Source organism: Halomonas beimenensis, from assembly GCF_002549795.1.
Classification (GTDB): Bacteria; Pseudomonadota; Gammaproteobacteria; order Pseudomonadales; family Halomonadaceae; genus Halomonas; species Halomonas beimenensis.
This window is the reverse complement of record NZ_CP021435.1, coordinates 3,292,415-3,317,509: the sequence shown is the minus strand read 5'-3', so window position 1 is coordinate 3,317,509 and position 25,095 is coordinate 3,292,415. Positions and strand designations below refer to the sequence as shown.

21 protein-coding genes are annotated in these 25,095 nt (G+C 71.1%); 12 read left to right on the top strand and 9 right to left on the bottom strand.

The genetic code is table 11. The features are described from left to right. Positions 1–33 precede the first annotated feature (33 nt). Complete coding sequence (locus tag BEI_RS15415) at positions 34–975, top strand: LysR family transcriptional regulator (RefSeq protein WP_097790353.1); 942 nt, start codon at positions 34–36, stop codon at positions 973–975. A gap of 26 nt (positions 976–1,001) precedes the next feature. On the opposite strand, the gene BEI_RS15410 is transcribed toward BEI_RS15415, so the two are convergent. The 5 genes from BEI_RS15410 to BEI_RS15390 form a co-directional block, all read right to left on the bottom strand. Further along, positions 1,002–2,093 (bottom strand): ABC transporter permease, encoded by a 1,092-nt coding sequence (locus BEI_RS15410; protein WP_097790352.1) that lies wholly within the window; start codon positions 2,091–2,093, stop codon positions 1,002–1,004. Continuing rightward, positions 2,090–3,034 carry an ABC transporter ATP-binding protein gene (locus BEI_RS15405; protein ID WP_227644500.1) on the bottom strand — a complete coding sequence of 315 codons (945 nt, stop codon included), beginning with the start codon at positions 3,032–3,034 and terminating at the stop codon, positions 2,090–2,092. Before BEI_RS15405 ends, BEI_RS15410 begins: the two co-directional genes overlap by 4 nt. Further along, positions 3,021–3,995, bottom strand: a complete 975-nt coding sequence (locus BEI_RS15400; RefSeq protein ID WP_097790351.1) for an HlyD family secretion protein — start codon at positions 3,993–3,995, stop codon at positions 3,021–3,023. Before BEI_RS15400 ends, BEI_RS15405 begins: the two co-directional genes overlap by 14 nt. A 381-nt stretch (positions 3,996–4,376) precedes the next feature. Beyond that, positions 4,377–6,428 carry a bifunctional tRNA (5-methylaminomethyl-2-thiouridine)(34)-methyltransferase MnmC2/FAD-dependent 5-carboxymethylaminomethyl-2-thiouridine(34) oxidoreductase MnmC1 gene (gene mnmC, locus BEI_RS15395; RefSeq protein WP_379802278.1) on the bottom strand — a complete coding sequence of 684 codons (2,052 nt, stop codon included), beginning with the start codon at positions 6,426–6,428 and terminating at the stop codon, positions 4,377–4,379. Positions 6,429–6,699: 271 nt separating this feature from the next. Next, positions 6,700–6,999: a YciI family protein gene (locus BEI_RS15390; protein WP_097790350.1), complete on the bottom strand. Its 300-nt coding sequence runs from the start codon at positions 6,997–6,999 to the stop codon at positions 6,700–6,702. Between the two features lie 284 nt (positions 7,000–7,283). On the opposite strand from BEI_RS15390, the gene BEI_RS15385 reads away from it, so the two are divergent. Continuing rightward, entirely contained in the window at positions 7,284–8,192 is a 909-nt protein-coding gene (locus BEI_RS15385) for a PHP domain-containing protein (RefSeq protein WP_097790349.1), read from the top strand. A gap of 35 nt (positions 8,193–8,227) precedes the next feature. After that, positions 8,228–8,851, top strand: coding sequence for an L-threonylcarbamoyladenylate synthase (locus tag BEI_RS15380; protein ID WP_097790348.1), 624 nt, complete (start codon positions 8,228–8,230; stop codon positions 8,849–8,851). 16 nt (positions 8,852–8,867) lie between these two features. Here BEI_RS15380 and BEI_RS15375 read toward each other — a convergent pair whose 3' ends face one another. Next, a complete protein-coding gene (locus BEI_RS15375) occupies positions 8,868–9,779 on the bottom strand; it encodes an ion transporter (protein ID WP_097790347.1) in 912 nt (303 codons plus the stop codon). 22 nt (positions 9,780–9,801) lie between these two features. Next, positions 9,802–10,671 carry a CYTH domain-containing protein gene (locus BEI_RS15370; protein WP_097790346.1) on the bottom strand — a complete coding sequence of 290 codons (870 nt, stop codon included), beginning with the start codon at positions 10,669–10,671 and terminating at the stop codon, positions 9,802–9,804. A gap of 108 nt (positions 10,672–10,779) precedes the next feature. Here BEI_RS15370 and BEI_RS15365 point away from each other — a divergent pair, with 108 nt between their 5' ends. The 6 genes from BEI_RS15365 (at position 10,780) to glrR (ending at position 18,748) form a co-directional block, all read left to right on the top strand. After that, a complete protein-coding gene (locus BEI_RS15365) occupies positions 10,780–11,460 on the top strand; it encodes a TIGR00153 family protein (protein ID WP_097790345.1) in 681 nt (226 codons plus the stop codon). Positions 11,461–11,519: 59 nt separating this feature from the next. Further along, positions 11,520–12,785 (top strand): inorganic phosphate transporter, encoded by a 1,266-nt coding sequence (locus BEI_RS15360; protein WP_097790344.1) that lies wholly within the window; start codon positions 11,520–11,522, stop codon positions 12,783–12,785. 419 nt (positions 12,786–13,204) lie between these two features. Beyond that, positions 13,205–14,518 (top strand): amino-acid N-acetyltransferase, encoded by a 1,314-nt coding sequence (gene argA / locus BEI_RS15355; protein ID WP_097790343.1) that lies wholly within the window; start codon positions 13,205–13,207, stop codon positions 14,516–14,518. An 804-nt stretch (positions 14,519–15,322) separates the two neighbouring features. After that, the gene (locus tag BEI_RS15350; RefSeq protein ID WP_097790342.1) at positions 15,323–16,810 is read left to right on the top strand and encodes an ATP-binding protein; all 1,488 of its coding nucleotides are present in this window, start codon (positions 15,323–15,325) and stop codon (positions 16,808–16,810) included. 1 nt (position 16,811) lies between these two features. Then, positions 16,812–17,360 carry a hypothetical protein gene (locus BEI_RS15345; protein ID WP_097790341.1) on the top strand — a complete coding sequence of 183 codons (549 nt, stop codon included), beginning with the start codon at positions 16,812–16,814 and terminating at the stop codon, positions 17,358–17,360. A gap of 14 nt (positions 17,361–17,374) precedes the next feature. Then, positions 17,375–18,748, top strand: coding sequence for a two-component system response regulator GlrR (gene glrR / locus BEI_RS15340; protein ID WP_097790340.1), 1,374 nt, complete (start codon positions 17,375–17,377; stop codon positions 18,746–18,748). 63 nt (positions 18,749–18,811) lie between these two features. Here the strand turns inward: glrR and BEI_RS15335 are convergent, their stop codons facing one another. Together BEI_RS15335 and xseA are read right to left on the bottom strand one after the other, a co-directional pair. Further along, positions 18,812–19,465 carry a peroxiredoxin gene (locus tag BEI_RS15335; protein ID WP_097790339.1) on the bottom strand — a complete coding sequence of 218 codons (654 nt, stop codon included), beginning with the start codon at positions 19,463–19,465 and terminating at the stop codon, positions 18,812–18,814. 211 nt (positions 19,466–19,676) lie between these two features. Continuing rightward, positions 19,677–21,023, bottom strand: coding sequence for an exodeoxyribonuclease VII large subunit (gene xseA / locus BEI_RS15330; RefSeq protein ID WP_097790338.1), 1,347 nt, complete (start codon positions 21,021–21,023; stop codon positions 19,677–19,679). A gap of 135 nt (positions 21,024–21,158) precedes the next feature. Here xseA and BEI_RS15325 point away from each other — a divergent pair, with 135 nt between their 5' ends. Genes BEI_RS15325 through BEI_RS19405 form a run of 3 tightly spaced genes read left to right on the top strand, consistent with a single transcriptional unit; the run spans position 21,159 to position 25,079 of the window. Then, complete coding sequence (locus tag BEI_RS15325; RefSeq protein ID WP_097790337.1) at positions 21,159–22,892, top strand: alkaline phosphatase D family protein; 1,734 nt, start codon at positions 21,159–21,161, stop codon at positions 22,890–22,892. 13 nt (positions 22,893–22,905) lie between these two features. Then, positions 22,906–23,508, top strand: coding sequence for a hypothetical protein (locus BEI_RS15320; RefSeq protein WP_097790336.1), 603 nt, complete (start codon positions 22,906–22,908; stop codon positions 23,506–23,508). Next, the gene (locus BEI_RS19405) at positions 23,505–25,079 is read left to right on the top strand and encodes a GMC oxidoreductase (protein WP_097790335.1); all 1,575 of its coding nucleotides are present in this window, start codon (positions 23,505–23,507) and stop codon (positions 25,077–25,079) included. Before BEI_RS15320 ends, BEI_RS19405 begins: the two co-directional genes overlap by 4 nt. The last annotated feature ends 16 nt before the right edge of the window (positions 25,080–25,095 follow it).

Below are 25,095 nucleotides of genomic sequence, written 5' to 3'. Positions count from 1 at the left end.
GGCGGCACCTTATGCGACTCATCGGGCCACCTTATGGCTGAAGGCTTCCGGGAGGGACTGCCGACTCTCAAGGCGCTCGTGGCCTTCGAGGCGGCGGTGCGGCTAGGCTCGCTCTCGGCGGCCGCCAGGGCGCTGTCCACTACCCAGCCGGCGATCTCGCAGCGCATCCGTGGCCTCGAGGAATCGGTGGGGCAGATCCTCTTCGACCGGGGCGGCGGCGGATTGCGTCCGACCCGTGAGGGGCTGCGTTTCTATGACGAGATCGCCCCTGCCCTGAAGACCCTCGAAGGGTCCATCGAGGCGTTGCGTCGCCGTGCCGCTTCCCCCCGCCCCCGGGTGCTGATCACGGCCGATTTCGGCTTCGCGCATCTGTGGCTGCTGCCGCGTCTCGCGCGCCTGGAGGCATGGGTCGAGGGAGCCGAGCTCGAGGTCGTCGCTGTTGATCGGCGCGATGAACCGACCGTCCGGGTCGCCGACATCAGCATCCAGTTCGACGAGCGCGTCGGGGGCGTCGACCGCTTCCATGCCGAGCGCGTCTTCCCCGTCTGCAGCCCGTCCTTCGCCGAGCGTCATGGCCTGAGTGTCGATGCCCCGCCTTCGACGTGGTCGGCCTTGCCCCTGTTGCACATGGACCGGCGCAACCCGCGCTGGATGGATTGGCGACGCTGGAGTTCGCTGGCCGGCCATGCCCATGTCGAGCCCGGTCGGCTGTTCTCCTACAACAATTACCCGCTGTTGATCGCCGCCGCCGAGGCCGGGGAAGGCATCGCCCTGGGCTGGTCGCCGCTGGTCGATGGCCTGCTGGGCGAGGGGCGGCTGATCCCGCTGGGACCGACGGTGACCCGGGAAAGCCACGGCTACGCGGTCGAGATGCGCCATGCCGACAGTACCCTGCTCAGGCGCATCGTCGACTGGGTGGATGCCGAGCTCTCCGCGCCTCCCTCCGCTGGCGATGCCATGACACGACCACCGTGACGGGCGGACCGGTGCAGGCGGCGGGGCTAGTCCAGCCGCTTGTGCATGCGCGACACCGCCAGGCCCAGCAGGATCGCCGTGAAGGCCGCCAGGGCCGCCACCGCCGGCCAAAGTTCCAGCAGGCCGGCGTCGCGCAGCATGATGCCCCGGACCAGGCGCAGGAAGTGGGTCAGCGGCAGCAGCTCGGCCAGCCACTGGGCGAGTCGGGGCATGCCGGCGAAGGGGAACATGAAGCCCGAGAGCAGGATCTGCGGCAGGAAGGTGAAGATGGCCATCTGCATGGCCTGGAACTGGCTGCGCGCCAGGGTCGAGAGGAAGATGCCGAGCGACAGGCTCGCCAGGATGAACACCAGCGAGGCCAGGTAGAGATCGGCGGGGCTGCCGCGCAACGGGACCCCGAACAGCCAGCGGCCCAGCCCCAGCACTACCGTCACCTGGACCAGGCCGATGGCCACGAAGGGCAGTACCTTGCCGAGCGTCAGTTCCCATCGGGACAACGGGGTGGCGATCAGCATCTCCAGGTTGCCGTTCTCGCGCTCGCGAACCAGGGCGATGGCGGTGAACAGCACCAGGGTCATGGTCAGGATGACGCCGATCAGCCCGGGGACGGTGTTGATCGGTGCGCGGCGCTCGGGATTGTAGTAGTTCACCACCTCGACCGGCTCGACCCGCGCCGTCCAGCCGGCGGCATCCGGTACCGGGAAGTGCCGCAGCTGCCGGGCGGCGGCCTGTACCGCCTGGTCGGCGCCGTCGACGATCAGCTGGACCGGCGGCCGGTCGCCACGCTCGAGCCGGGCCTCGAAGTCGACGGGCAGCACCAGCCCCACGTCGACCACGCCCCGGCGCAGCAGTTCGTCCACCGCCTGCGGCGTCGCCGCCCGCCGTTCCAGGGTGATCACCTGGGTCGCCTCGAGCTGGGCCACCAGCTCCCGGGAGCGGGCGGTATCGGCCTGGTCGACCACCACCGCCTCCAGGCCCCGTACGTCCAGGTTGATCGCATAGCCGAACAGCACCAGCTCCATCACCGGGATGCCGACGATCATGGCGAAGGTCAGGCGGTCGCGGCGCAGCTGGCGCAGCTCCTTGATCACGATGGCCAGCAGCCGGCGCGCCCTCATGGCCGGGCCTCCCGGTCGCGACGGGTGGCGGCCACGAAGACGTCCTCGAGGTTGACCGCATCCGGCGTCACCTGGGCCGAGAAGCCGGCCTCGCGCAGGCGGGCCTCGATCGTCTCCGGGGCGGTGGCGGAGGCGACCAGCAGGCGCAGTGCGCTGCCGATCTGGGCCGCCCCCAGCACCCCCGGAGTGGCTTCCAGCAGGCGACGCGCCCCCCGGGGACGATCGACCTCCACTCGCAGCGGCCGACCGGGCAGGTCACGCATCAGCGCCTGGGGACTGTCGTCGGCGACCAGCCGACCGCGGTCGAGGATCGCCAGGCGGGTGCAGCGCTCGGCCTCGTCCATGTAATGGGTGGAGACCAGCACGGTGGTGCCGGCATCGGCCAGCTCGAACAGCGACTCCCAGAAGTCACGGCGCGATTGCGGGTCCACGGCGCTGGTGGGTTCGTCGAGCAGCAGCAGGTCGGGGCGGTGGAGCACGGTCGCGGCGAGTGCCAGGCGCTGGCGCTCGCCGCCGCTCAGGGTGCCCGCCAGGCGGTCCCGGAAGGCCTCGAGCCGATAGCGCTGCAGCAGCGCCGACAGCCGTTGCCGGGTCTCGCGGCGCGGCAGCTCGTGCACGGCGGCCAGGAAGGCCAGGTTCTCGCGAACGCTCAGGTCGCGGTACAGCGAGAAGCTCTGGGTCATGTAGCCCAGCCGCCGCTTGAGGCCCTCGGCGCCGCCGGGCAGGGAGTGGCCGAGCACCTCCACCTCGCCCCGGGAGGGACGCAGCAGGCCGCAGAGCATGCGCAGGGTGGTCGACTTGCCCGAGCCGTTGGGGCCCAGGAAGCCGTAGACCTCGCCGCGCCGGATGGTCAGATCCAGCGCCTCCACGGCCGTCAGCTCGCCGAAGCGCTTGGCCAGGCCCCGGGTACGGATCACCGGGACGGCCTCAGCGGGCGTCATCGTCCGGCTCCACGCGCACCGGCAGGCCGGCCGGCAGCGTCCGGGCCGCTTGCCCCTCCAGGCGGGCCTCGGCGCGATAGACCAGCCGGCTGGCGGCCTCGCCGCTCAGCGCATAGAAGGGGGTGAAGGCGGCTTCCTGGCGGACATGGATCAGGCGCGCGGGGAAGGGCTCGGCGATCCCCTCGACCCGCACGCGCATGGCAGCGCCCGGCTGCAGCTCGGTGCGGCGGTCCACCGGGACGAAGAAGCGCGCATAGGGGGCCTCGCCGACCAGCAGGCTGACCACCGTGGCGCCGGCCGGCGGCTGGTCGCCGGGAGGGAAGGGCAGGGCGTCGACCCGCCCTTCCCGCGGCGCCCGCACCACCAGCCGCGCCCGGTCGAGGCGCAGCCGCTCGACCCGGTGGCGAGCCCGGGCCACCGCGGCCTCGGCCTGGTCCAGTCGCTCGCGGCGGGTGCCGGCCTCGAGCTCGGCCAGCCGGGCCCGTGCCGCGGCGGCCTCGGCCCGTCGGCGATCCCGCTCGGCCCGCGCGATGTCCCGGGCATCCTCCGCCATGGCGCCGCGCTCGAAGAGCGCCTGGCGGCGCCGGAAGGTCGTCTCGGCCAGGGTCAGCTCCGCCAGGGCCCGGTCGAGCTCGGCGCGGGCGGCCGCTAGGGGCTCGGGGCGGGGGCCCCGTCGCAGCTCGGCGAGACGGGCCTCGGCCTCGGCGAGTTCGCCGCGCGCGCTCGCCAGTTCCGCCTCGAGGCGTCGGCCGTCGAGCTCCAGCAGCACCTGGCCCGGGGCCACGCGTTCCCCCTCCTCGACGGCCCAGCGCCGCACCGGCTCGGAGGCCTCGGCGGGCAGGGCCAGGCGATCCCATTCCAGGGTACCCGGCAGTCCGGCCGGGGGCTCGCCGCAGCCGGCCAGGGCCAGCAGCAGTCCGCCGGCCAGCGCTCGCCTCCCTCGCCACCGCTTGACTTGCATCCTCGGCCTCCTGGCCATGCGATCCGTCATCGCCGGGACGACGGCCCATGCACAAAGCTGTAATGGGCTCCCGCGCCGAGATCAAGGGAATCGCTGATTTATGTCGCGAGCGACGAGAGGCTGGCTGACGCCGGAACGGCACTCGCAGCGAAGCGGAGAGAACGTCCGAAGGACGGCCCCGCAGGGGCGAGAAACCGAAGGTTTCGAGTCAACACCGGAGTTTACACAGCGGTAAATGAGGATGTTGACCGGGCTCGCGCGCGAGTACCGCCGGCGGCCAGGATCCCTAGGGTCGTTCCCTACGACCCCACGCACTTCCCACCTCCCTGTGGGTCGTCGAGCGCAGCAATAAATCAGCCCTTCCCGAGTCGGAGGGGGAGCTCACTGTCCACGAATCAGCTCGCGAATCAGCCGCCGGCCCGGGTGGAGATGATCGACCAGCGGGACTTCCAGGGGCAGGGGCTCGTCGCAGATCCGCGAGGCGAGCACCTCCGCGCACAGCGGCGCACTGGCCAGCCCCCGGGAGCCATGGGCGGCGTTGATCCACAGCCCCGAGCAGTGCCGGCCGGGGAGGTCCGGCACCCGGGTGGCGTCCTTGGCCAGGGGGGCGTAGTCGGTCCGCCAGGCCTCGGCATCGGGCACCGGCCCGGCATAGGGCGACTTGTCCGGGCTGGCGGCGCGCACGGCGGCGCGGCCCTCGAGGCGCTCCGGGGCGAGGTCGATGCCGGCCCCGGCCAGCGCCTCGGCATAGCTCGGCAGGGTGCGCGCGAGCTCGGCCAGGTTGGCGGCATGGTCCGCCTCGAGGACGGCCTCGTCGGTCTCCCTGGGGGCGAAGGTGGCGCCGAAGGTCAGGATGCCGTCCAGCGGCGGCATCACGTAGCCGCCGGCGCAGACCACCCGGGACGGGGCCGGCGCGTCCTCGGGCAGGCGCAGGCGCGAGACCTGGCCGCGCACCGCCTGCAGCGGCAGGGCGGCGGCTTGGGGAAAGCGATCGGAGCCTGTCGCCGCGGCGATCACTACCTGGTCGACCTCGAGCCGTCGGCGACCCGCGGGAGCGTCGAGGTCCAGGCACCAGCCCGCCTCGCCAGGGATGAGCTCGGTGACCTCGGCGCGCACCAGGGTCACCCCTGGCGTGGCCGCCAGGCGCTCGCAGAGGGCATCGGGGCGCACCCAGCCGGCCAGGGGGTAGTCCAGGCCGCCATGTTCGATCGCCATCTCGGCGAGCCGACTGGCCTCGGCCGCCGACACGGCCCGCACCACGCGCGCCGGCAGGGGATGATGGGCGAGGAAGCGCGCCTGGCGCCGGGCCTCGCGCTCGGTGGTGGCCAGTTGCAGGACCCCGCAGGGCGACCAGAGACGGCGCGCCGGATCCAGGGCCTCGAGCCAGCGCCGGCTGTGCAGCAGGCCCGCCAGGTAGGTTCGGCTCTGGAGGTTGGTCTCGGCGGCGAGCTTCACGTAGAGGGCGCCCTGGGGATTGCCGGAGGCCCCGGCACCGGGGCCTTCCCGGTCGATGAGGGTCACCGTCACCCCGCGCCGGGCCAGGGCGGCCGCGGTGGCGGTTCCGGCGATCCCGGCCCCGATCACCGCCACCCGCTCGGCCGCCGCCGGGGCCGGCGGGGTGAACCAGGGGGTGGCGGTCCGCCGGCCATCCAGCGGGGGGGCGGGGATCTCGCCGGCCAGCATCTCGCGCTTGCGTCCGAAGCCGGGGACCTTGCGCCAGACGAAGCCGGCGGCCCTCAGGCTGCGCTTGACCACCCCGGCGCAGGTGAAGGTGGCGAAGGTCGCCCCAGGGCGCGAGCGCTCGGCCATGGCGGTGAACAGTTCGGGCCGCCACATCTCGGGGTTCTTGGCCGGAGCGAAGCCGTCCAGGAACCAGGCGTCGACCCGACCGTCGAGCAGGCGCAGCCGCTCCACGGTGTCGCCGAAGTGCAGGTCCAGGGTCACCCGGTCGTCAAGCCAGAGCCGGTGGACGCCGGCCACCGGCTCCGGCCACTGGGCGAGCAGCGCCGCGGCCCGCCCGCCCAGGTCCGGCCAGGTGGCGAGCGCCCGGGCGAGATCCTCCCGGGCCAGCGGGTACTTCTCGGTGGAGACAAGGTGCAGCCTGGCGTCCGGCGGCGCATGGGCGTCGAAGCAGGCCCAGGCGCAGAGCATGTTGAGGCCGGTGCCGAAGCCGGTCTCGCCGACCACGAAGGGGCGCGCCTCGCGCCAGGCCCCGAACCGCTCGGGTAGGCGATTGGCGGCGAGGAAGACATGCTCGGTCTCGGCGCGGCCGTCGTGGCGCGAGAAGTAAACGTCGTCGAAGGCGGCGGAGTGCGGAGCGCTCTCGCCGCTGTCGTCCTGGCGCCAGTCGAGACGGGCGAGCTCCAGGCCGGCCAGCGGTGGCAGGGCGTCATGGGCGATCAAGGCGGGCTCCGGCAGGATGCGGTTGGTCAAGAATTGATCGATCTCGCCGCGGCGCCTTCGCCACTGGGCTGGCGCAAGGGGTCCGCGGCGTTTCAACAATGTTATCCACAGATGCTGTGGGAAACCTCCGGTGGATAACTCAAGGTAATGGGACGATCCGGGCAGCTTCGAGTCATGTCACGAGCGAAGATAGGTTGGTCGCCGCCGGAACGGAAACTCCGGAGTTTACACGGCAGTAAATGAGGAAGTTGAGTACCGCCGGCGGCCAAGATATCGAGCGCAGTAATGAATCGACGCTGCCCTAGGGCAGAACCTTCTTGAAGGGCTTCACCACCACCCTGGCGTAGACGCCGGCGATGACATAGGGATCGGCGTCGGCCCAGGCCTGGGCGCTGGCCTGGTCCTCGAACTCGGCGACCACCAGGCTGCCGGTGAACCCGGCCTCGCCGGGGGTCTCGCTGTCGATGGCCGGATGGGGGCCGGCCAGGACCAGGCGCCCCTCGTCACGCAGCTGCTCGAGGCGAGCCAGGTGGTCGGGACGGGCGGCCAGACGCCGCTCCAGGCTGTCGTTCGCATCTTCACTGATGATGGCGTAGAGCATCTCGGGATGTCCTCGGCTATTGACCTGTCGAACCAGTCGGCCGTCCTGGCCGCTTGGATCGTCGCCCGCGCCACACGGGCGCAGAGGCCTGGATCTGACGGCGGGTCGCGGGCTCGCGCCGGCCTGATGGCCGGCGGCGGCACGTCCCTGTGCCGCGAGTCACCCGGCATGAGGGCTTGCCGGGAGAAGGCGGCTCGCGCCGCCTGGGCGAGCGGGCTCGGTTGACCGGGGTGGGTCGGGCGAGCACCATGGACGCTATTCTGACAAAGTCACCTGCCGGCGTCATGCCAATGACAGCACTTCCCGTGCGCTTCGAGGGCGAGCCCCTCACCATCGACCTGCACATGCATTCCACCGCCTCGGACGGGGCTCTCCCGCCCGAGGCCCTGGTGCGGCTATGCGGCCAGCGGGGCCTGACCCATATCGCGCTGACCGACCATGACACCATGGCAGGCGTCGCCGCGGCCCGGCAGGCCGGGGCCTTGGCGGGGGTCGCGGTGCTGCCCGCCACCGAACTCTCCACCCAGTGGCGGGGCATCAATATCCACGTGGTGGGGCTGCTGCCGGAGGGGCCCCGGGGGCGGCTGCGCGACGGTCTCGTCGCCCAGGCCGAGGCCCGGGAGCGCCGCTCGGCGACGATCGCCGAGCGGCTGGAGAAGATCGGCCTCGACGATGCCCTGGCCCGCGCCCGGGCGCAGGCGGGATCGGACCGTCCCCTGGGGCGTCCCGACTTCGCCCGAGCCCTGGTGGCGGCGGGGCTGGTCCCGGACACCGCGGCGGCCTTCGCCAAGTACCTGGGCAACGGCAAGGTCGGCGACGTCAAGGCCCACTGGCCCTACCTCTCCGAGGCGGTGGCCTGGATCCTGGCGGCCGGCGGGGTGGCCGTGCTCGCGCATCCCCTGCGACACAAGCTCACCCGGCGCAAGCGCGGCCTCTTGCTGGACGATTTCCGCGAGGCCGGGGGCCAGGCCGCCGAGCTGGTCAGCGGTTTCCAGAATCCCGACGTCACGCGGGACCTGGCCCGTCAGCTCCAGGAGCGGGACCTGCTGGCCTCGGTGGGCAGCGACTTCCACTTCCCCGGTGGCCACCTGTCGCCGGGAACCATGAGCCCGGTGCCGCGCACCGCGGTGGCCCCGGTCTGGACCCATCCGCGCCTGGCCGCCTGGCGCGGCGAGGCGACCCCCGCGGCCTGAGGCCCACCTTTCACGATCGAGAACAGGGAGCGCCCATGAGCCAGTTCTTCCAGATCCATCCCGACAACCCCCAGAAGCGCCTCATCGACCGGGCGGTGCAGATCATCCGCGACGGCGGCGTGATCGCCTATCCCACCGACTCCGGCTATGCCCTCGGCTGCCACCTGGGGGACAAGAAGGCCGTGGAACGCATCAAGTGGCTGCGGGCCCTGGATGACAAGCACAACTTCACCCTGGTGTGCTCGGACCTGTCCGAGATCGGGACCTATGCCAAGGTGGACAACGCCGTCTTTCGCCTGCTCAAGGCCCACACCCCCGGGCCCTACACCTTCATCCTCCAGGCCACCACCGAGGTGCCCCGGCTGCTGCTGCATCCCAAGCGGCGCTCCATCGGCGTGCGGGTGCCGGACCACCAGATCACCCGGTCGCTGCTCGACGCCCTGGGCGAGCCGCTGATGAGCGTGACCCTGATCCCCGAGGACGAGGCCCTGCCGATGACCGACGCCGAGGACATCCGCGACCGCTACGGGGCCCACCTGGACCTGATCATCGACGGCGGGGCCTGTCATCTCGAGCCGACCAGCGTCATCGACCTGCGCGAGCTGCCGCCCAGGGTGGTCCGCGAGGGCCGGGGGGACGTCGCGCCCTTCCAGGAGTGAGTCCTGCACCGCCGGATCAGGAGGCGTCCGGCGGTGTCCCTTCCCCGTCGTCGTCCTCTCCGGACGCCCCCTCGAGGCGCGGATCCTGCGTATCCTCGTCCAACCAGGTGCCGCAGCGCAGGCAGTAGCGGGCGTCCTTCTCGTGGCGGTCGTAGCCGCAGCCCGGGCAGGCCTCGTCGGAATAGCGGTCGGCGCGGATCGAGCGGATCACCTCGGCGGAGAACACCCCGGTCGGCACGGCGATGATCGAGTAGCCGATCAGCATCACCATCACCGAGATCGCCTGGCCCAGCGGGGTCACCGGGGTGATGTCGCCGTAGCCCACCGTGGTCAGGGTCACCACGGCCCAGTAGATGGCGGTGGGGATGCTGGTGAAGCCGGCTTCCTCGGGCTCGATCAGGTAGACCAGGGAGGCGAAGATGGTCACCAGCATGAAGACGGTGAACAGGAAGAGGAAGATCTGGTGGCTGCTGCGGACCAGCGCCCCGATCAGCAGCCGGCCCTCGCCGACGAATTCCATCAGCCGCAGCACCCGGAAGATGCGCAGGGTGCGCAGCAGGCGCACCACCACCAGGGATTGCGCCCCCGGCAGGACCAGGGCCAGCCAGGTGGGCAGGATGGCCACCAGGTCGATGATGCCGTAGAAGCTCCTGAGGTACTGCCAGGGGCGCTCCAGGCAGTACAGGCGCACCGCCAGCTCGAAGGTGAACAGCAGGGTGAAGCCCCACTCCAGGCGGATGAACCAGGTACCGTAGTCGGTCCGCAGGCTGGGGATGCTCTCCAGCATCACCACCAGCACGCTGGTGAGGATCGCCCCGATCAGGGCGATGTCGAAGCCCTTGGCCAGCGGCGTGTCGGACTCGAAGATGATCTGGAAGACCCGCGTGCGCAGGCCCTCCGCGGCGGGCTTGAGATGCTCGTGGTTCACGGCAGGGTCCTTGGTCGGTGGCTCAGCCCAGCGCGACCCGTCCCGGCAGGCGTCGCGCCAGGGCCAGGGCGTCTCGGCCGAAGGCCTCGGTCAACCAGTGGGGCTGCTCCAGGGCCTTGGCCAGCCGGCGAGCGTCCTCGCCGGCCGCACCCTCCGTGGTCTCGGCCAGGCGCCGGAAGGCCTCCCGGGCCGCATCGCGCCAGGCGTCCTCGCCGGTGTCGGCCAGGGCGTCCAGGGCCACCACGGCGCGATGCAGCCAGGCGCTGGCCGTGCCGCCTTCCGGCAACGTCCAGCGGCCGGCGAGCAGGGCGGCGCCCCGGGCGGCCTTGCTGGTGTCCGAGGGGCGCAACGGCACCGTCTCCGCCAGGCTCTCGGCCAGGTCGAGCACGGCCGCCGCGTCGCCGGCCTTGAGCTCGAGCTCCAGCTCGCGAATGCTCGTGCTGTGCTCGTCGGCGCGGATCTCGCCGATGTCCAGGGCCACCTCGATGGTGGCGGCCTCGTCCTCCAGCCACCAGGTCTCCCGGGAGAAATCGGTGGAGAAGCGCGGCAGCAGGCGGCCCAGCACGCCCTCGCCGAGCGCCTGCAAGGGCGGCAGGTCGGCGAGGCGCGCCAGGTCGAGGCCCGGCCCCATCACCTCCCACTCCCACTCGCCCCGGCTCGACAGCCCGCCGCCGCCCTGGCCGCTGGTCTTGAGGGTCTGGACCAGCCGGGTGTCGTCATGACGCAGGCGCAGCGCCATGCGTGCGGCCTCCAGCTCGCCGTCGGGGGTATCGAAGTAGGTGTTGCCCAGGCGGGTCGTGCGGGGGGGCCGGCCGGCCAGCCGGGGATGGTGACGCAGGGCGTCCGGGCCGGTAGGCCCGAGGGCCAGCTTGAGTTCGATCTCGTGTGCCATGAACGGGCCGCCTTATGTCGATGGGATGAAGATTAGATGAATTTTTCATGACGGCGGCCCGGGGGATCTCTATACTGTCGCCGCCATTTCCCAGTGCCCAGATGCCCCATGGTGACATCCAATCCCTTCTCCGCGATGTTCGGTCGCTCGCCATTCCAGCCCCTGCTGGCGCATATCGTCAAGGTCAACGACTGTGCCGAGGCGCTCCTGCCGTTCTTCGAGGCTACCCTCAAGGGCGACTGGCAGGAAGCCGCCGAGCACCGTGAGACCATCACCCGTCTCGAGCACGAGGCCGACGAGCTCAAGACCGAGCTGCGCCTCAACCTGCCGAACACCCTCTTCCTGCCGGTGTCGCGCTCCGACCTCCTGGACCTGATCAGCGTCCAGGACAAGATCGCCAACAAGGCCCGCGACATCACCGGCATCATGCTCGGTCGCAAGATGCAGGTGCCCGAGGAGCTGGCCCAGCCGATGCGCGACTACATGCAGACCTCCGTGGCCTGCGTCGGCCAGGCTCGCGAGGCCCTGGAGGAGCTCAAGGACCTGCTCGAGTCCGGCTTCGGTCGCAACGTCTCCGACGTCATGCAGAAGCTGATCCGCGAGCTGCACGTCCTCGAGCACCAGGCCGACGACCAGCAGATCGCCATCCGGCGCCAGCTCTTCGAGCTGGAGGATCGCCTTCCGCCGGTGGACGTGATGTTCCTCTACAAGATCATCGACTGGGTCGGTGAACTGTCCGACCGCGCCGAACGCGTCGGCAGCCGCCTTCAGATCATGACGGCCAACTGACCGGGCCATCCCCCGAGCCATCAACCGCCACCTTCTGACCGGAAAAGGGACACCGTCCTATGTCGATCATCGCGCAATACGGTGACATCTTCATCCTGCTGGCCTGTGCCTTCGGCTTCTTCATGGCCTGGGGCGTGGGCGCCAACGACGTGGCCAACGCCATGGGCACCTCGGTGGGGTCCAAGGCCATCACCATCAAGCAGGCGATCCTCATCGCCGTCATCTTCGAGTTCCTCGGCGCCTGGCTGGCGGGCGGCGAGGTCACCCAGACGATCCGCAAGGGGATCATCGACCCGGCCCTGCTCCAGGACGACCCCCAGCTGCTGGTCTATGGCATGCTGGCCTCCCTGCTGGCGGCGGCGACCTGGCTGCTGATCGCCTCCATGCGGGGCTGGCCGGTCTCCACCACCCACTCCATCGTCGGCGCCATCGTCGGCTTCGCCATGGCCGGGCTCGGCCTCGAGGCCATCGGCTGGACCAAGGTCAGCCAGATCGCCGCCAGCTGGGTGGTGTCCCCGCTGATGTCCGGGACCATCGCCTTCATGCTGTTCAAGTCGGTCCAGCACCTGATCTTCGAGAACCGCGATCCCCTGGCCGCGGCCAAGCGCTACGTGCCGATGTACGTCTTCCTGGTCGGCTTCATCGTCGCCATGGTCACCCTGACCAAGGGCCTCAAGCACGTCGGCCTCGACCTGGGCTTCGGGGAAAGCCTGCTGTACGCCATCGTGCTGGGCTTCGGCGTGATGCTGCTTGGCGGGTTGCTCGAGCGCCGCGTCGGCACCGAGAAGCGCCAGGACGACACCTTCGGCTTCGGCGGGGTGGAACGCGTGTTCGGCGTGCTGATGCTGTTCACCGCCTGCGCCATGGCCTTCGCCCACGGTTCCAACGACGTGGCCAATGCCGTCGGCCCGCTGGCCGCGGTGATCAGCGTGGTGAACAGCAACGGCGGCGTCGAAGGCGCCTCCCTGGTGCCCTGGTGGGTGCTGGTGCTGGGCGGCGGCGGCATCGTCGTCGGCCTGGTCACCTACGGCCACAAGGTCATCGCCACCGTGGGCACCGGCATCACCGAGTTGACCCCGAGCCGGGGCTTCGCCGCTACCCTGGCCGCCGCCACCACCGTGGTACTGGCCTCGGGTACCGGCCTGCCGATCTCCACCACCCACACCCTGGTCGGGGCGGTGCTCGGGGTGGGCCTGGCCCGCGGCATGGCGGCGCTGAACCTGCGCGTCATCGGCACCATCGTGATGTCCTGGCTGATCACCCTGCCGGCCGGCGCCGGCCTGGCGATCATGTTCTTCTTCATGTTCAAGGGGATGTTCGGCTGATCGGCGCCGAGCCGTAGGCCGGATAAGCCCGCGCAGCGGGCGCATCCGGCGTGCTGGAAGGCCTGCCTCGTGCCGGCGTCAAATCGGCGCCGAGCGCCGAGTAGCAAGTGACTCTCGGGCAGCTACAAGCTACAAGGAGCAAGCTACAAGGAACCCCGAAGGATGCGGCCTTCGGGGTTCCTTTCGCTTCTGGGGGGCGCACCATCTGGCTTGCGGCTTGCGGCTTGCGGCTTGCGGCTTGCGGCTTGCGGCTTGCGGCTTGCGGCTTGCGGCTTGCGGCTTGCGGCTTGCGGCTTGCGGCTTGCGGCTTGCGGCTTGCGGCTTGCGGCTTGCGGCACCGCAATGGTGCCGCCGTTTTCGTCTCTCTGATATAGTCAACCCTTATCCCGTTTCCCTCACCCGCTGCCGGAGTGTGCCTCTTGGACACACGCTTCCCCTTCGTCGACTGGTTCCGCAATTCCTCCCCCTACATCAATGCCCATCGGGGGCGAACCTTCGTCATCCTGATCGAGGGGGAGGCGCTGGTGCAGGGGCGCGGCGAGCAGCTCATCCAGGATCTGGCATTGCTGCATACGCTGGGCGTGCGCCTGGTGGTGGTGCTGGGCATTCGTCCCCAGGTGCAGCAGGCGCTGGTGGGGGCGGGGATCACGCCGCGGCGTCACCAGGGCCGCTGGGTGGCCGACGAGGCGATCATGGCCGAGGTCGAGCGGGTGGCCGCCGAGCAGCGCCTGTGGCTGGAGGCGCGCCTGTCGCTCGGCCTGCCCAACACGCCCCTCCACGGGGTGGAGATGACGGTGGTCTCGGGCAATCTGGTGATGGCCAAGCCCCTGGGGGTACGCGACGGGATCGACTTCCACCGCAGTGGCGAGGTGCGCCGGGTGCGCGAGGCCGCCATCCGCGGCCTGCTGGATCAGGGCTCCCTGGTGCTGCTGCCGCCCTTGGGCTATTCCAGCACCGGCGAGGTCTTCGACCTGGATGCCGCCGAGGTGGCGCGCCATACCGCCACCGCCCTGGGGGCCGACAAGCTGATCCTGCTGGGCGAGGCCTCGGGCCTGCTCGACGAGGCCGGCCGGCTACGCCGCCAGCTGACCCCGGCCGAGGCGGAGCCACGCCTGGCCGGCGCCCCGGCCGGCGGCGAGCTGGCGCGTCACCTGGGGGCGGCCTGTGCCGCCGCCCGCCATGGGGTGGCTCGCACCCACCTGCTGTCCTGGCAGGATCATGACGCCCTGCTCGGCGAACTGTTCACCCGGGACGGGGTGGGCACCATGATCACCCAGCATCGTTACGAGCAGCTGCGCCGGGCCGAGATCGACGACGTGGGCGGGCTGCTGGAGCTGCTCGAGCCCCTGGAACGTCGCGGCATGCTGGTGCCCCGTTCCCGGGAGCGCCTGGAATACGAGATCGACGACTATGTGGTCATCGAGCGTGACGGCATGGTGATCGGCTGTGCGGCCCTGCATACCTTCGGGGACGCTCGCATGGGCGAGCTGGCCTGCGTGGCCGTGCACGGCGATTACCGGGGCGGGGCGAGGGGCGACCTGTTGCTCGGCGAGGTCGAGCGCCTGGCCCGGCAACGTGGCCTCGAGGCGCTGTTCGCCCTGACCACCCATACCGCCCACTGGTTCTTCGAGCACGGCTTCCGCCAGGCCGAGCTCGCCGACCTGCCGCCGCTCAAGCGGGATACCTACAATCATGCCCGCCAGTCCAAGGTACTGATCAAGTCCCTCGCCTGAGGGGCGACTGTCGCCAGGCGGCACCGGTTCCCGATACCGATGTCGCCTCGGAGCGACACGATAACCGACTGTCATCCAAGGCAATTCTGACCACCCCATGAGTCGCGTCGCCATATGGCGACGAAATGGCGGCGTTTCGCCCGTCCGGAGGGACGAAACGCCGCCAGGGCGGCCAAGGGACGAGTCTCCGTGTTTTTTTAAGTTGTTGATATTAAAGATTTCCATGGATTCCTGGCACGAAGTTGGCAATGCTCAGGGTGAGCAAGCGGGAGCGGTTCAAACGGCTCGAACCGCTTTCCGGTCGCCGAGAGCCTCGCCAACACACTGCCCTGTGCCCCTGGCTTCCGGCGACCGCCATTTGCTCCAGCGATGTGTGACTTTTAGGTTGCGATGAGACGGTACCGACGACGTCAAGGACGCGTACCGTGAGGGCACGGATGCCCTGGCATGGATGCCTCTCCCCCGGCAAGGGGGATGAATCGCGCGGCATGGCCCCAGGCGGTGCCGCCAGAGTCGAAGCAGGGTGGTTCGCCACCCGAGGAGAGCCCCCGCCTGGCAGCATCGGGCCTCTCCCTGGCTTCGCGGGCCTTCACGGCCCTTGGGAAACGTCGGTCGACGGGCGGGCCAGGCCGGACCCCGGGCGATTTTCCCGACCCTTCAGTTCCCTGCGTATTGGGCCGGCTCTGCCGGCCCTTTTTTTTGGCGGCCGGTCCGGGCTCCCATGCCGGGTGGGCGGTCGAACTCTGGTATCCTCGGGCATGAATGATGGCGGTCCCCTACACGCTCCTCTTTAGAACCCTGGCCATGACCTCTGCCGTATCCCGACGCTGGCGCCCCCGCTCGCTGCTGCAGCTGGTGCTGCTGGCCTTCCTCATGGTGATGTTGCCGCTGGCCGTGCTGATGTTCCAGGCCGGGCAGGCACTCTCCGAGCTCTCCCGGCTGGCCGACCAGAGCGCCCGCCAGGCGGTGGAGGAGACCCGGCGAGCCCGGACCCTGGGAGCGCTGGCCCTGGAGATGGAGCGTGGCGCCCGCCAGTACGCCGTGGTGGAGCAGGAGAGCCTGCTGGAGATCTTCGACGAGCGGCTGGCCGAGTTCCGCCGACTGCTCGCCCGCCAGCGCGAGCTGCTGCCCGACGACCCGGATGTCGCGGCCCTGTCCGAGCAGCTCGACCGTCTCGCCGAGCTGCCCGACCTGCCCATGGCGGAGTTCGAGGCCCGCCTGACCGACTTCCTGCCCTTCGCCGAGCATACCGAGGCGATGCGCCACGCCACCAACCGGCGCATCGATGACCGGCTGGATGCCATCCGCGTCCAGGCCGAAGCGGTCCAGCACCGGCTGTGGTGGCAGACGGCGGCGCTGGTCTCGGCGAGCCTGATCCTCATGCTGCTGTTCACCCGGCTGATCGTGCGGCCGGTGCGACAGCTCGAGCGGCGCATCCTGGGCATCGGCAGCGGCGGGCAGGACGCCCGGGTCGCGCCGGTCCAGGGGCCCGCCGAGCTGGTCCGCCTCGATGAGCGCCTCGACTGGCTGGCCTCCCGGCTCGACGAGCTGGAGGAACAGAAGCAGCAGTTCCTGCGCCACATGTCCCACGAGCTCAAGACCCCCCTGGCCAGCGTGCGTGAGGGCTCGTCCCTGCTGGCCGACGGCGTGGCCGGCGAGCTCACCGGTCACCAGCGGGAGATCCTCGAGTTGATCGACGCCAGCGGCAGCGAGCTGCAGCAGCTCATCGAGCAACTGCTGGACTACAACCTGCTGCAGCACAATCGGCGCCTGGAGACCGAGCGCCTGGATGTCGCCACCGTGGCCAAGGAGGTGCTGGCCAAGCATCGCCTGGCCCTGCGCCAGAAGGGCATGGTCGTGACCTGCTTCGACGGCCCCCTGGTCTGGCAGGCCGATCGCACCGCCACGACCCGGATCCTCGACAACCTGATCTCCAACGCCATCGCCTACGGCGAGGACGGCGGCGAGCTGGAGATCCGCGCCCGCGGCGAGCACGACCGCCTGGTGCTCGAGGTGGCCAACAGCGGCGAGGCCATTCCCGAGGAGGATCGCCCCCGGCTGTTCGAGGCCTTCTACCAGGGGCGCATCCGTCGCAAGGGCGCCCTCAAGGGCTCGGGCATCGGCCTGTCCGTGGCCGCCGACTGCGCCCGCCTGCAGCATGGCACCCTGGCGCTGGTCGACGACTCCCGCCTGGCGGTGTGCTTCCGCCTGACCCTGCCGCGCCCCGCGCCGGCGACCGAATCCCGAGAACTGCCCTCCGCCTCGGCGGAGCCCTACGCAAGGAACGACTGACATGACCCTACGTCCCCTGCTCCTGTGCCTGGCATCGGTCTGGCTGGCCGGTTGCCAATGGCTGCCGGAGCGCCTCCAGGGCCCCGAGATCGACGGGCCCGTGGTGCTGGAGTCCGACGCCGGGACCTGCTACGCCGAGATCCCCGATCTCGCCGACGACGGCTGCCTGCTCCACGACTGGGTGGGCTTCGGCCTGGCCTCCCAGCGGGGGGATCGCGCCTGGCGCGAGGACATGCTCGCCCGCCTGGAGGGCCGGGACACCGATCGTCGCCTGGCCCGGGCCGTGACCCTGGCCTGGGGCAGCGAGCGCCAGTGGGACCAGGCCTCGGAGCTGTTCAAGGCCGATCTCCATGCCGCGCCGCCGCGTCTCCAGCCGCTGCTGCGCTACTGGCTCAACGAGGTGGAAGGGCGCCGCGGGCTGAACCAGCGCCTGGCCGAGAGCCGCCAGTCGCGCGAGGCCCTGGCGGAGGAGAACGCCGCCCTGGTCGAGAAGCTGGAGGCCCTCACCGCCATCGAACGCAACATCAACTCGCGACAGCAGACCGAGTAATGCGGAGACACGACATGACGCCAAGCGCAAGCCCCCAAGCCCCGACGCCCGGCGCCCATATCCTGCTGGTGGACGACGACCCCAGCCTGCTCAAGCTGCTGGGAATGCGGCTGGAGAGCCGGGGCTATCGCGTGACCACCGCGGAGAGCGGGCGCGAGGCCTTGAAGCGGTTGGACGCCCATCATCCCGATCTGGTGCTCTCCGACATGCGCATGGACGAGATGGACGGCCTGGCGCTGTTCCAGGAGATCCAGCGCCGCCTGCCGGGCCTGCCGGTGATCATCCTCACCGCCCACGGCTCGATCCCCGACGCGGTGAGCGCCACCCGGCAGGGGGTCTTCGGCTTCCTGACCAAGCCGGTGGACCGCGAGGAGCTGTTCGCCACCATCGAGGAAGCCCTGGCCCAGACCACCGCCGGCGGCGGGGACGGCGACGACGCCTGGCGCGAGGCGATCATCACCCGCAGCCCCGAGATGGAGCGCATCCTCGAGCAGGCCCGCATGGTGGCCACCTCCGACGTCAGCGTGCTGGTCACCGGCCCCTCGGGATCGGGCAAGGAGCTGATGGCCGAGGCCATTCACAAGGCCAGCCGCCGCGCCGACAAGCCCTTCGTGGCCATCAACTGCGGCGCGCTGCCGGAGCAGCTGCTGGAGAGCGAGCTGTTCGGCCATGCCAAGGGCGCCTTCACCGGCGCGATCAGCGAGCACCGCGGCCTCTTCCAGGCCGCCGACGGCGGCACCCTCTTCCTCGACGAGATCGGCGACATGCCCCTGCCGCTGCAGGTGAAGCTGCTGCGGGCCCTGCAGGAGCGCCAGATCCGCCCGCTGGGCTCCACCACCTCGATTCCGGTGGACGTGCGGCTGATCTCGGCCACCCACCGCGACCTGGGCCAGGCGATGCACCACGGCGAGTTCCGCGAGGATCTCTTCTATCGCCTCAACGTGGTCAACCTGAAGCTGCCGCCGCTCCGGGAGCGCGCCGAGGACGTGCCGCTGCTGGCCAAGCACTTGGTGGCCCAGGCCGCCGCCCGGCACAAGCCCTTCGTCAAGGGCTTCTCCCGGGAGGCCCTCAACCTGCTGGCCGGAAGCGCCTGGCCCGGCAATGTGCGCCAGCTGGTCAACGTGGTGGAGCAGTGCGTGGCCCTGACCAGCGCGCCGATGATCCCCGAGGCCCTGGTGGCTCAGGCGCTGGCCGCCGAGGAAAACGCCCTGCCGACCTTCAACGACGCCCGGGCCGGCTTCGAGCGCAGCTACCTGATCAAGGTGCTCAAGATCACCGAGGGCAACGTCACCCAGGCCGCCCGCATCGCCGGGCGCAACCGCACCGACTTCTACAAGCTGCTGGCCCGTCACGAGCTGGAGCCCTCGACCTTCAAGCCGGCCGGCTGAGCCCAAAACGCAAGCCCCCCGCCGAGGGGCGGGGGGCCATGATGCCGGCGCGTCCATCGAGCCTTACTTGGGCATCCTGGTCTTGCGCAGGTAGGGGAAGATGGTCTCGAACTCGCCGAACTTCGCCTTGGCGTCCTCGTCGGAGACCGTCGGCGGGATGATCACGTCCTGGCCGACGGTCCAGTCCGCCGGGGTGGCGATGCCCTTGGTGGTGGTCGCCTGCAGGGCGTCCAGGGCGCGCAGGATCTCGCCGAAGTTGCGGCCCACGGTCATCGGGTAGGTCATGGACAGCTTGAGCTGCTTGTCCGGCCCGATGATGAACACCGAGCGCACGGTGGCGCTGTCGGCCGGGGTGCGGCCGTCCGGCAGGTAGGCCTCGGCGGGCAGCATGTCGAACAGCTTGGCGACCTTGAGGTCCTCGTCGGCGATGATCGGGAAGTCGACCCGGCCCTTGCAGTAGCTCTCGATGTCGCCGATCCAGCCCTTGTGGTCCTCGACCCCGTCCACCGAGATGCCGATCACCTTGGTGCCCCGCTTCTTCCACTCCTCGCTGAGGTTGGCCACCGCGCCGAACTCGGTGGTGCAGACCGGGGTGAAGTCCTTGGGGTGCGAGAACAGGATCGCCCAGCCGTCGCCGATCCAGTCGTGGAAGCGGATCGGGCCCTCGCTGGTCTCGGCCTCGAAGTCCGGAACGACGTCGTTGATACGCAGTGACATGGTGCAGTGCCTCCGTCTGGGAAAAAGATACCTCGGCGCTCCGCGGTGAGCGAAGCCGTGGCGCCGACGTCCCGGCGGGGCGTCGGGCATGACACAGACTTCGAAAGTAGCACATCCCGGCCGGCGGGTGGCAAGAGAAAAGCCCTGCAAACAGTCGTTTATGGCATATCGTTCGTGGCTTATGCCGGGTTTCGCCCCGGGAGGCGACGGCTCAGGGCTCCTCGAGGCGCGCCAGGACCTCCAGGCGCAGCCGGCCCTCGCCCAATCGGGCGTCGAGGCGCTGGCGGGGATGGGCGTCGTCGGCGCGGCGGATCACCCGGCCCGCGTCGTCTTCCAGGATCGCATAGCCCCGCCCCAGCACCGCCAGCGGGCTCACCGCCTGCAGCTCCCGGACCAGGGCGGCGAGCCGTTCCCGGTGGCGGGCCAGCTCCCGGGGCATGGCCTGGTGGAGGCGCTGGCGGGCCAGCCCCAGGCGCCGGTCGGCCTGCTCCAGTAGCCGTTCCGGCGAGCGCAATGCCAGGCGCCGGCGCCATTGGCGCTCCTCGTGCCGGGCCGCCTCGAGCCTGACCCGCATGGCCCGGTGCAGGCGCCCCTCCAGCTGCGCCAGCTGGCGGCGGCGGAAGGCCAGCACCTCGCCGGGATGACGCAGCCGGGCGCGAAGGTGATCCAGCCGCTGGGCCTCGGTGTCGAGCCGGGCGCGCTGGGCGCGCCGCAGCCGGTTCTCCAGCACCGCGAGACGCTGCAGCAGCTCGCGGCGATCGGGCACCAGCTGCTCCGCCGCCGCCGAGGGGGTGGGCGCACGCCGGTCGGCGGCGAAGTCCGCCAGGGTCACGTCCACCTCGTGGCCCACCGCCGACATCACCGGCAGGCGGGAGTGGAAGATGGCCCGGGCCAGGTGCTCGTCGTTGAAGGCCCAGAGATCCTCCAGGCTGCCGCCGCCCCGGGTCACCAGGACGGCGTCCCGGGCCGGGTCCAGCGCCGACTGGCGGTTGAGCAGGCCCAGCGCGGCGATCAGCGCCGGGGCCGCCTCGCGCCCCTGTACCGGCACCGGGATCAGGGTCACCTGGACGAGGGGCCAGCGCGCGGCCAGCACCGCCAGGACGTCGCGGATCGCCGCCCCGGTGGGGGAGGTCAGCACCAGCAGGTGGCGGGGCGGGTAGGGCAGGGGGCGGGCGTTGGCGAAGACGCCTTCGGCATCGAGCTTGGCCTTCAGGCGCTCGAAGGCCGCCAGCAGCTCGCCCTCGCCCACCGCCTGCACGGCCTCGGCGATCAACTGGTAGTCGCCGCGGGGCTCGAACAGCGAGACCCGCCCGCGCACCTTGACGCGATCGCCGTCGCGCAGCGGCGCGGCGACGAAGCGGGCCCGGGTGCGGAAGAGCGCACAGCGCAGCTGGGCCCGCTCGTCCTTGAGGGTGAAGTAGACATGCCCCGAGGCCGGCCGCGAGACCCCGGAGAGCTCGCCCTCCACCCAGACGTCGCCCACGTCCTGCTCCAGCGCCTGGCGGGCGCGGCGGTTGAGTTCACTGACGGAGAGCGGCGTGTCGTCGGCGGTCGGCATGGGACGTCCTGGTCGGGGGCTTCGCGGCGCCCCGTACTGTAGCCGACCCCGTCGGTCGCGACTACGCTGATCCAATGAGATCGCCGTCAGTCAAGGGAATCACCCGAGGCATCATGCCAGCGAAGGAGGGCCGTCATGTCGGGACTACGTGCGCCTCAGCTCGGACCCATCATCGGGCACACCGCCCACGATCGCTGCCGGCTCTGGATCCGCGGCCGCGCGCCCCGCGACGAGGGCGTCCACCTCGGCGTGGAGATGCGCACCGTGGGCCTGCTGGGCGTGCTCGACAGGAAGAGCGGGAAGGTGGCCATCGACGACGCCACGGGCCTGCCCTGGGCCTACTACTTCCGCCTGCACCGCGAGTTCGATCGGACCGGCACCTTCGTGCTCGGCCAGCAGGCGAGCCTCGGCGGGCGGGACGGCCCCGGGCCCTTCCCGTTGCAGGCCGACACCGACTACCGGGTGCGCGTGGCCACCCTGACCGTCGACGACCCCCTGCCGGATGCCGAGTCGCTCGAGGATGAGGACCTGGCCGAACGCCTGCCGCCGCTGGCCAACATGGCCGCGCTGCTCGAGGCACTCGACGCGGCGGACTGCGAGGCGCGCCTGCGCACCTTCCCTGACCCGGCCGCCGGTGCCGCGGACGAGCTGAGCTTCCTGATCGGCTCCTGCCGTTACCCGGGCCTGCTGTGGAAGGTCAAGGAGGCGGACCGCATCTTCGCCCCCATGGCCACGCACTTCCTGCCCCAGGGCGGGCGCCGGCGGGCGCGCTTCACCCTGATGATGGGCGACCAGATCTACGCCGATAAATTCAACCGCCACCTGCCCCTCGGCCGGGCCGACACCTTCGAGGAGATGCAGTCGCGCTACCACGAGGCCTTCGGCGCCCCCAACATGCGCCGACTGCTGCGCCAGTCGCCGGTCTACATGATCCTCGACGACCACGAGATCGAGGACAACTGGAGCCAGGACCGGCTGCGCGACGACCACCATCTCTTCAACATCGCCATCGGCGCCTACATGAGCTACCAGTGGAGCCATGGCCCGCGCAGCTTCGGCCGCCGGCTCTACTATCGCTTCGAGTGCGGCGGCTACCCGTTCTTCGTGGTCGACACCCGCACCCAGCGCTATCGCCAGCGAGCCGGGCTGCGCGACAACCACCTGCTGGGCCGCCCCCGGCTCGACGCCGACCCCGAGCACGCCAGCCAGCTCGACCGCCTGTGCGCCTGGCTGAGCGATCAGCAGCGCGAGCGCGGCAACGTGCCCAAGTTCCTGGTCACCTCCAGCGTCTTCGCCCCGAGCCCCATCGACGAGCGGCTCGACCCCGACCTGGAGGAGGACGCCGGGGAGGACGCGGAGGACTGGCTCTTCGCGGTCAATCGCGAGGTCCGCGAGCGCAGCGACAGCTGGCCGGCCTACCCCAACACCCGCCGGGCGATCCTCGAGCACATCCACGACCAGGGCATCCAGAACGTGATCTTCCTGAGCGGCGACGTGCACTGCGCCAACATCGCCCGGCTGCGCTTCCAGGCCGAGCAGGGCGACCTGGATCTGGTCGCCTACGACGTCACCTCCTCGGCGCTCTACTGGCCCTTCCCGTTCGCCGACGGCGATCCCAACGGCTTCGTCCACGACTCCGCCGAGGCAGGCCAGTTCGACGGCTTCCCGCTGCCCGGGCGCGACGTGGTGGTGCATTACCGGGCCTGGGGCTTCAGCCAGGAGGACAACTTCTGCCGTCTCGAGCTCGACAAGGCCCGCCACCGCCTGCGCGTGCGGGTGCTCGACAAGGCCGGGCAGCCGGTCCGCGTCGCGGGGCCCGACGGGCGCCGCGTGGCGTTCAACGACCTGCGGCTGGCGCCCTGGGACTAGGGAGGACGACACCATGACCGCGGGCATCGCCTTCGAGGAGACCATGCAGGGCGGCTTCGCCCTGGGCGAGACGGAGCCGGCCGAGGGGGCGGCGGCGGGTCGCCGGGCGGGCACCCGGCTGGCCATGCACGCCGCCGTGGCCATCGACGACCTGGCCGCCTTCGTGGCCGACCCCGAGCATCCGGGGCGGCTCTCCGGCGTGGTCGACTTCCCGCCGCTGGGCGTGGGCCTGGCCGCCCCCACCGGCGTCTTCCGGCTGTTCTCGACGGCCCGGGGCGAGGGCGGTGGGCGGCGCATGGTCTACGAGCTCGCCTTCACCGCCGACGACACCCCCTACTACCTGGCCGGGGAGAAGCGCCTCCACGACGATCCCGGGCCCGACCTCTGGCGCGACACCACCACCCTCTACACCCGGCTGCACCGGGGCGAGGACGCCGCCGGCGAGGTGGTCGGCGCCGGCATCCTCGAGCTCGGCGTGCCCCAGCTGACGGCGCTGCTGTCGACGCTGCGGGTGACCGGCGACGGCGACGCCCGCACCCTGGCCACCTTCGGCGGCTTCTTCTTCGGCGAGCTCTGGGACCTCTACGCGCCCCTGGCGCGGGGAGGTCGCCCATGAGTCTCGGCTTCGATGCCATCGTCATCGGCTCGGGCTTCGGCGGCTCGGTGGCGGCCTGCCGCCTGGCCGAGGCCGGCGAGCGGGTGCTGGTGCTGGAGCGCGGCCGGCGCTGGGCCACCGAGGACCTGCCCCGGGGGCCCGGCGACGACTGGGTCTTCGACGTCGAGGACCCGGAGCGTCGCCACGGCTGGCTGGACCTGCGGCTCTTCCCCCGCGTCGGAGTGGCTCAGGGCGCCGGGGTCGGCGGCGGCTCGCTGGTCTACGCCAACGTCTTCGTCGAGGCCGAGCGCTTCGTCTTCGATCACGGCTGGCCGGAGCAGATCGACTTCGACGCCCTCACCCCTCACTACGCCACCACCGGGCGGATGCTGGAGGTCCAGACCCTGCCCGACGGCCAGCTCACCGCCCGTCAGCGGCTGATGCACCAGGCCGCCCTGGCCACCGGTGACGCCGAGCGCTTCCGCCGGCTGCCGCTGGCGCTGCGCTTCGACGAGGCCTGGCACTACGGCCTCGACGACCCCCACGACCCGCACCATAGTCGGGCCGTCACCAACGCCTTCGGTCGCGCCCAGGGTACCTGCGTGCACTGCGGCGACTGCGACCTGGGCTGCCCGGTGGGCGCCCGCAACACCCTGGACCTCAACTACCTGGCCCGGGCCGAGGACCGCGGCGCCGAGATCCGCCCGTTGTGCCTGGTGCGGGCCATCGAGCCGGAAGGGGAGGGCTACCGGGTACGCTACCGGCGCCTGGACGGCGGCGGCGAGGCCAGCGAGACCGCCCGCCGGGTGGTGGTGGCGGCGGGCTCGCTGGGCTCCACCGAACTGCTGCTGCGCTGCCGCGACCAGTACCGCACCCTGCCGGCGCTGTCGCCCCGGCTCGGCCACGGCTGGTGCGCCAACGGCGACTTCCTGACCCCGGCGTTCTATGCGGACCGCGAGGTCTCGCCGACCCGGGGGCCGACCATCACCTGCGCCATCGACTACCTGGACGGCAGCGACGGCGGCCAGCGCTACTTCGTCGAGGACGGCGGCTTCCCGGACGTCATCGGCAACGCCCTGCGCGCCGTGCTCGAGCGCCAGACCGCCGGCGAGCGGCTCTTCGACGGCTGGCGGCTGCTGCTCGACGGCCTGTTGCAGGGCCGCGACCCCCAGGCCCACCTGATGCCCTGGTTCGGCCAGGGCGTGGACGCCAGCGACGGGGTGATGCGCCTGGACCGCGCCTGGTTCGACCGCGACCTGGAGCTCGCCCTGGACTACGACGTGGGCCGCTCCCGGCCCACCGTCCAGGCGCTGATCGACCGCCACAAGCGCCTCTCCGAGGCGACCGGTGGGGTGGCGCTGGAGCCGCCGTCCTGGACCCTGTTCGACTACCTGCTGACCCCGCATCCGCTGGGCGGCTGCAACATGGGCAGCGGCCGCGAGGACGGCGTCGTCGACCACAAGGGCGAGGTCTTCGGCTACCCGGGGCTCTACGTGCTGGACGGCGCCATCGTGCCCCGGGCCCTGGGGCTCAACCCCTCGCGCACCATCGCCGCCATGGCCGAGCGGGCCATGGCCGAGATTCTCGCCTGAGGCGAGGAATGAGGAG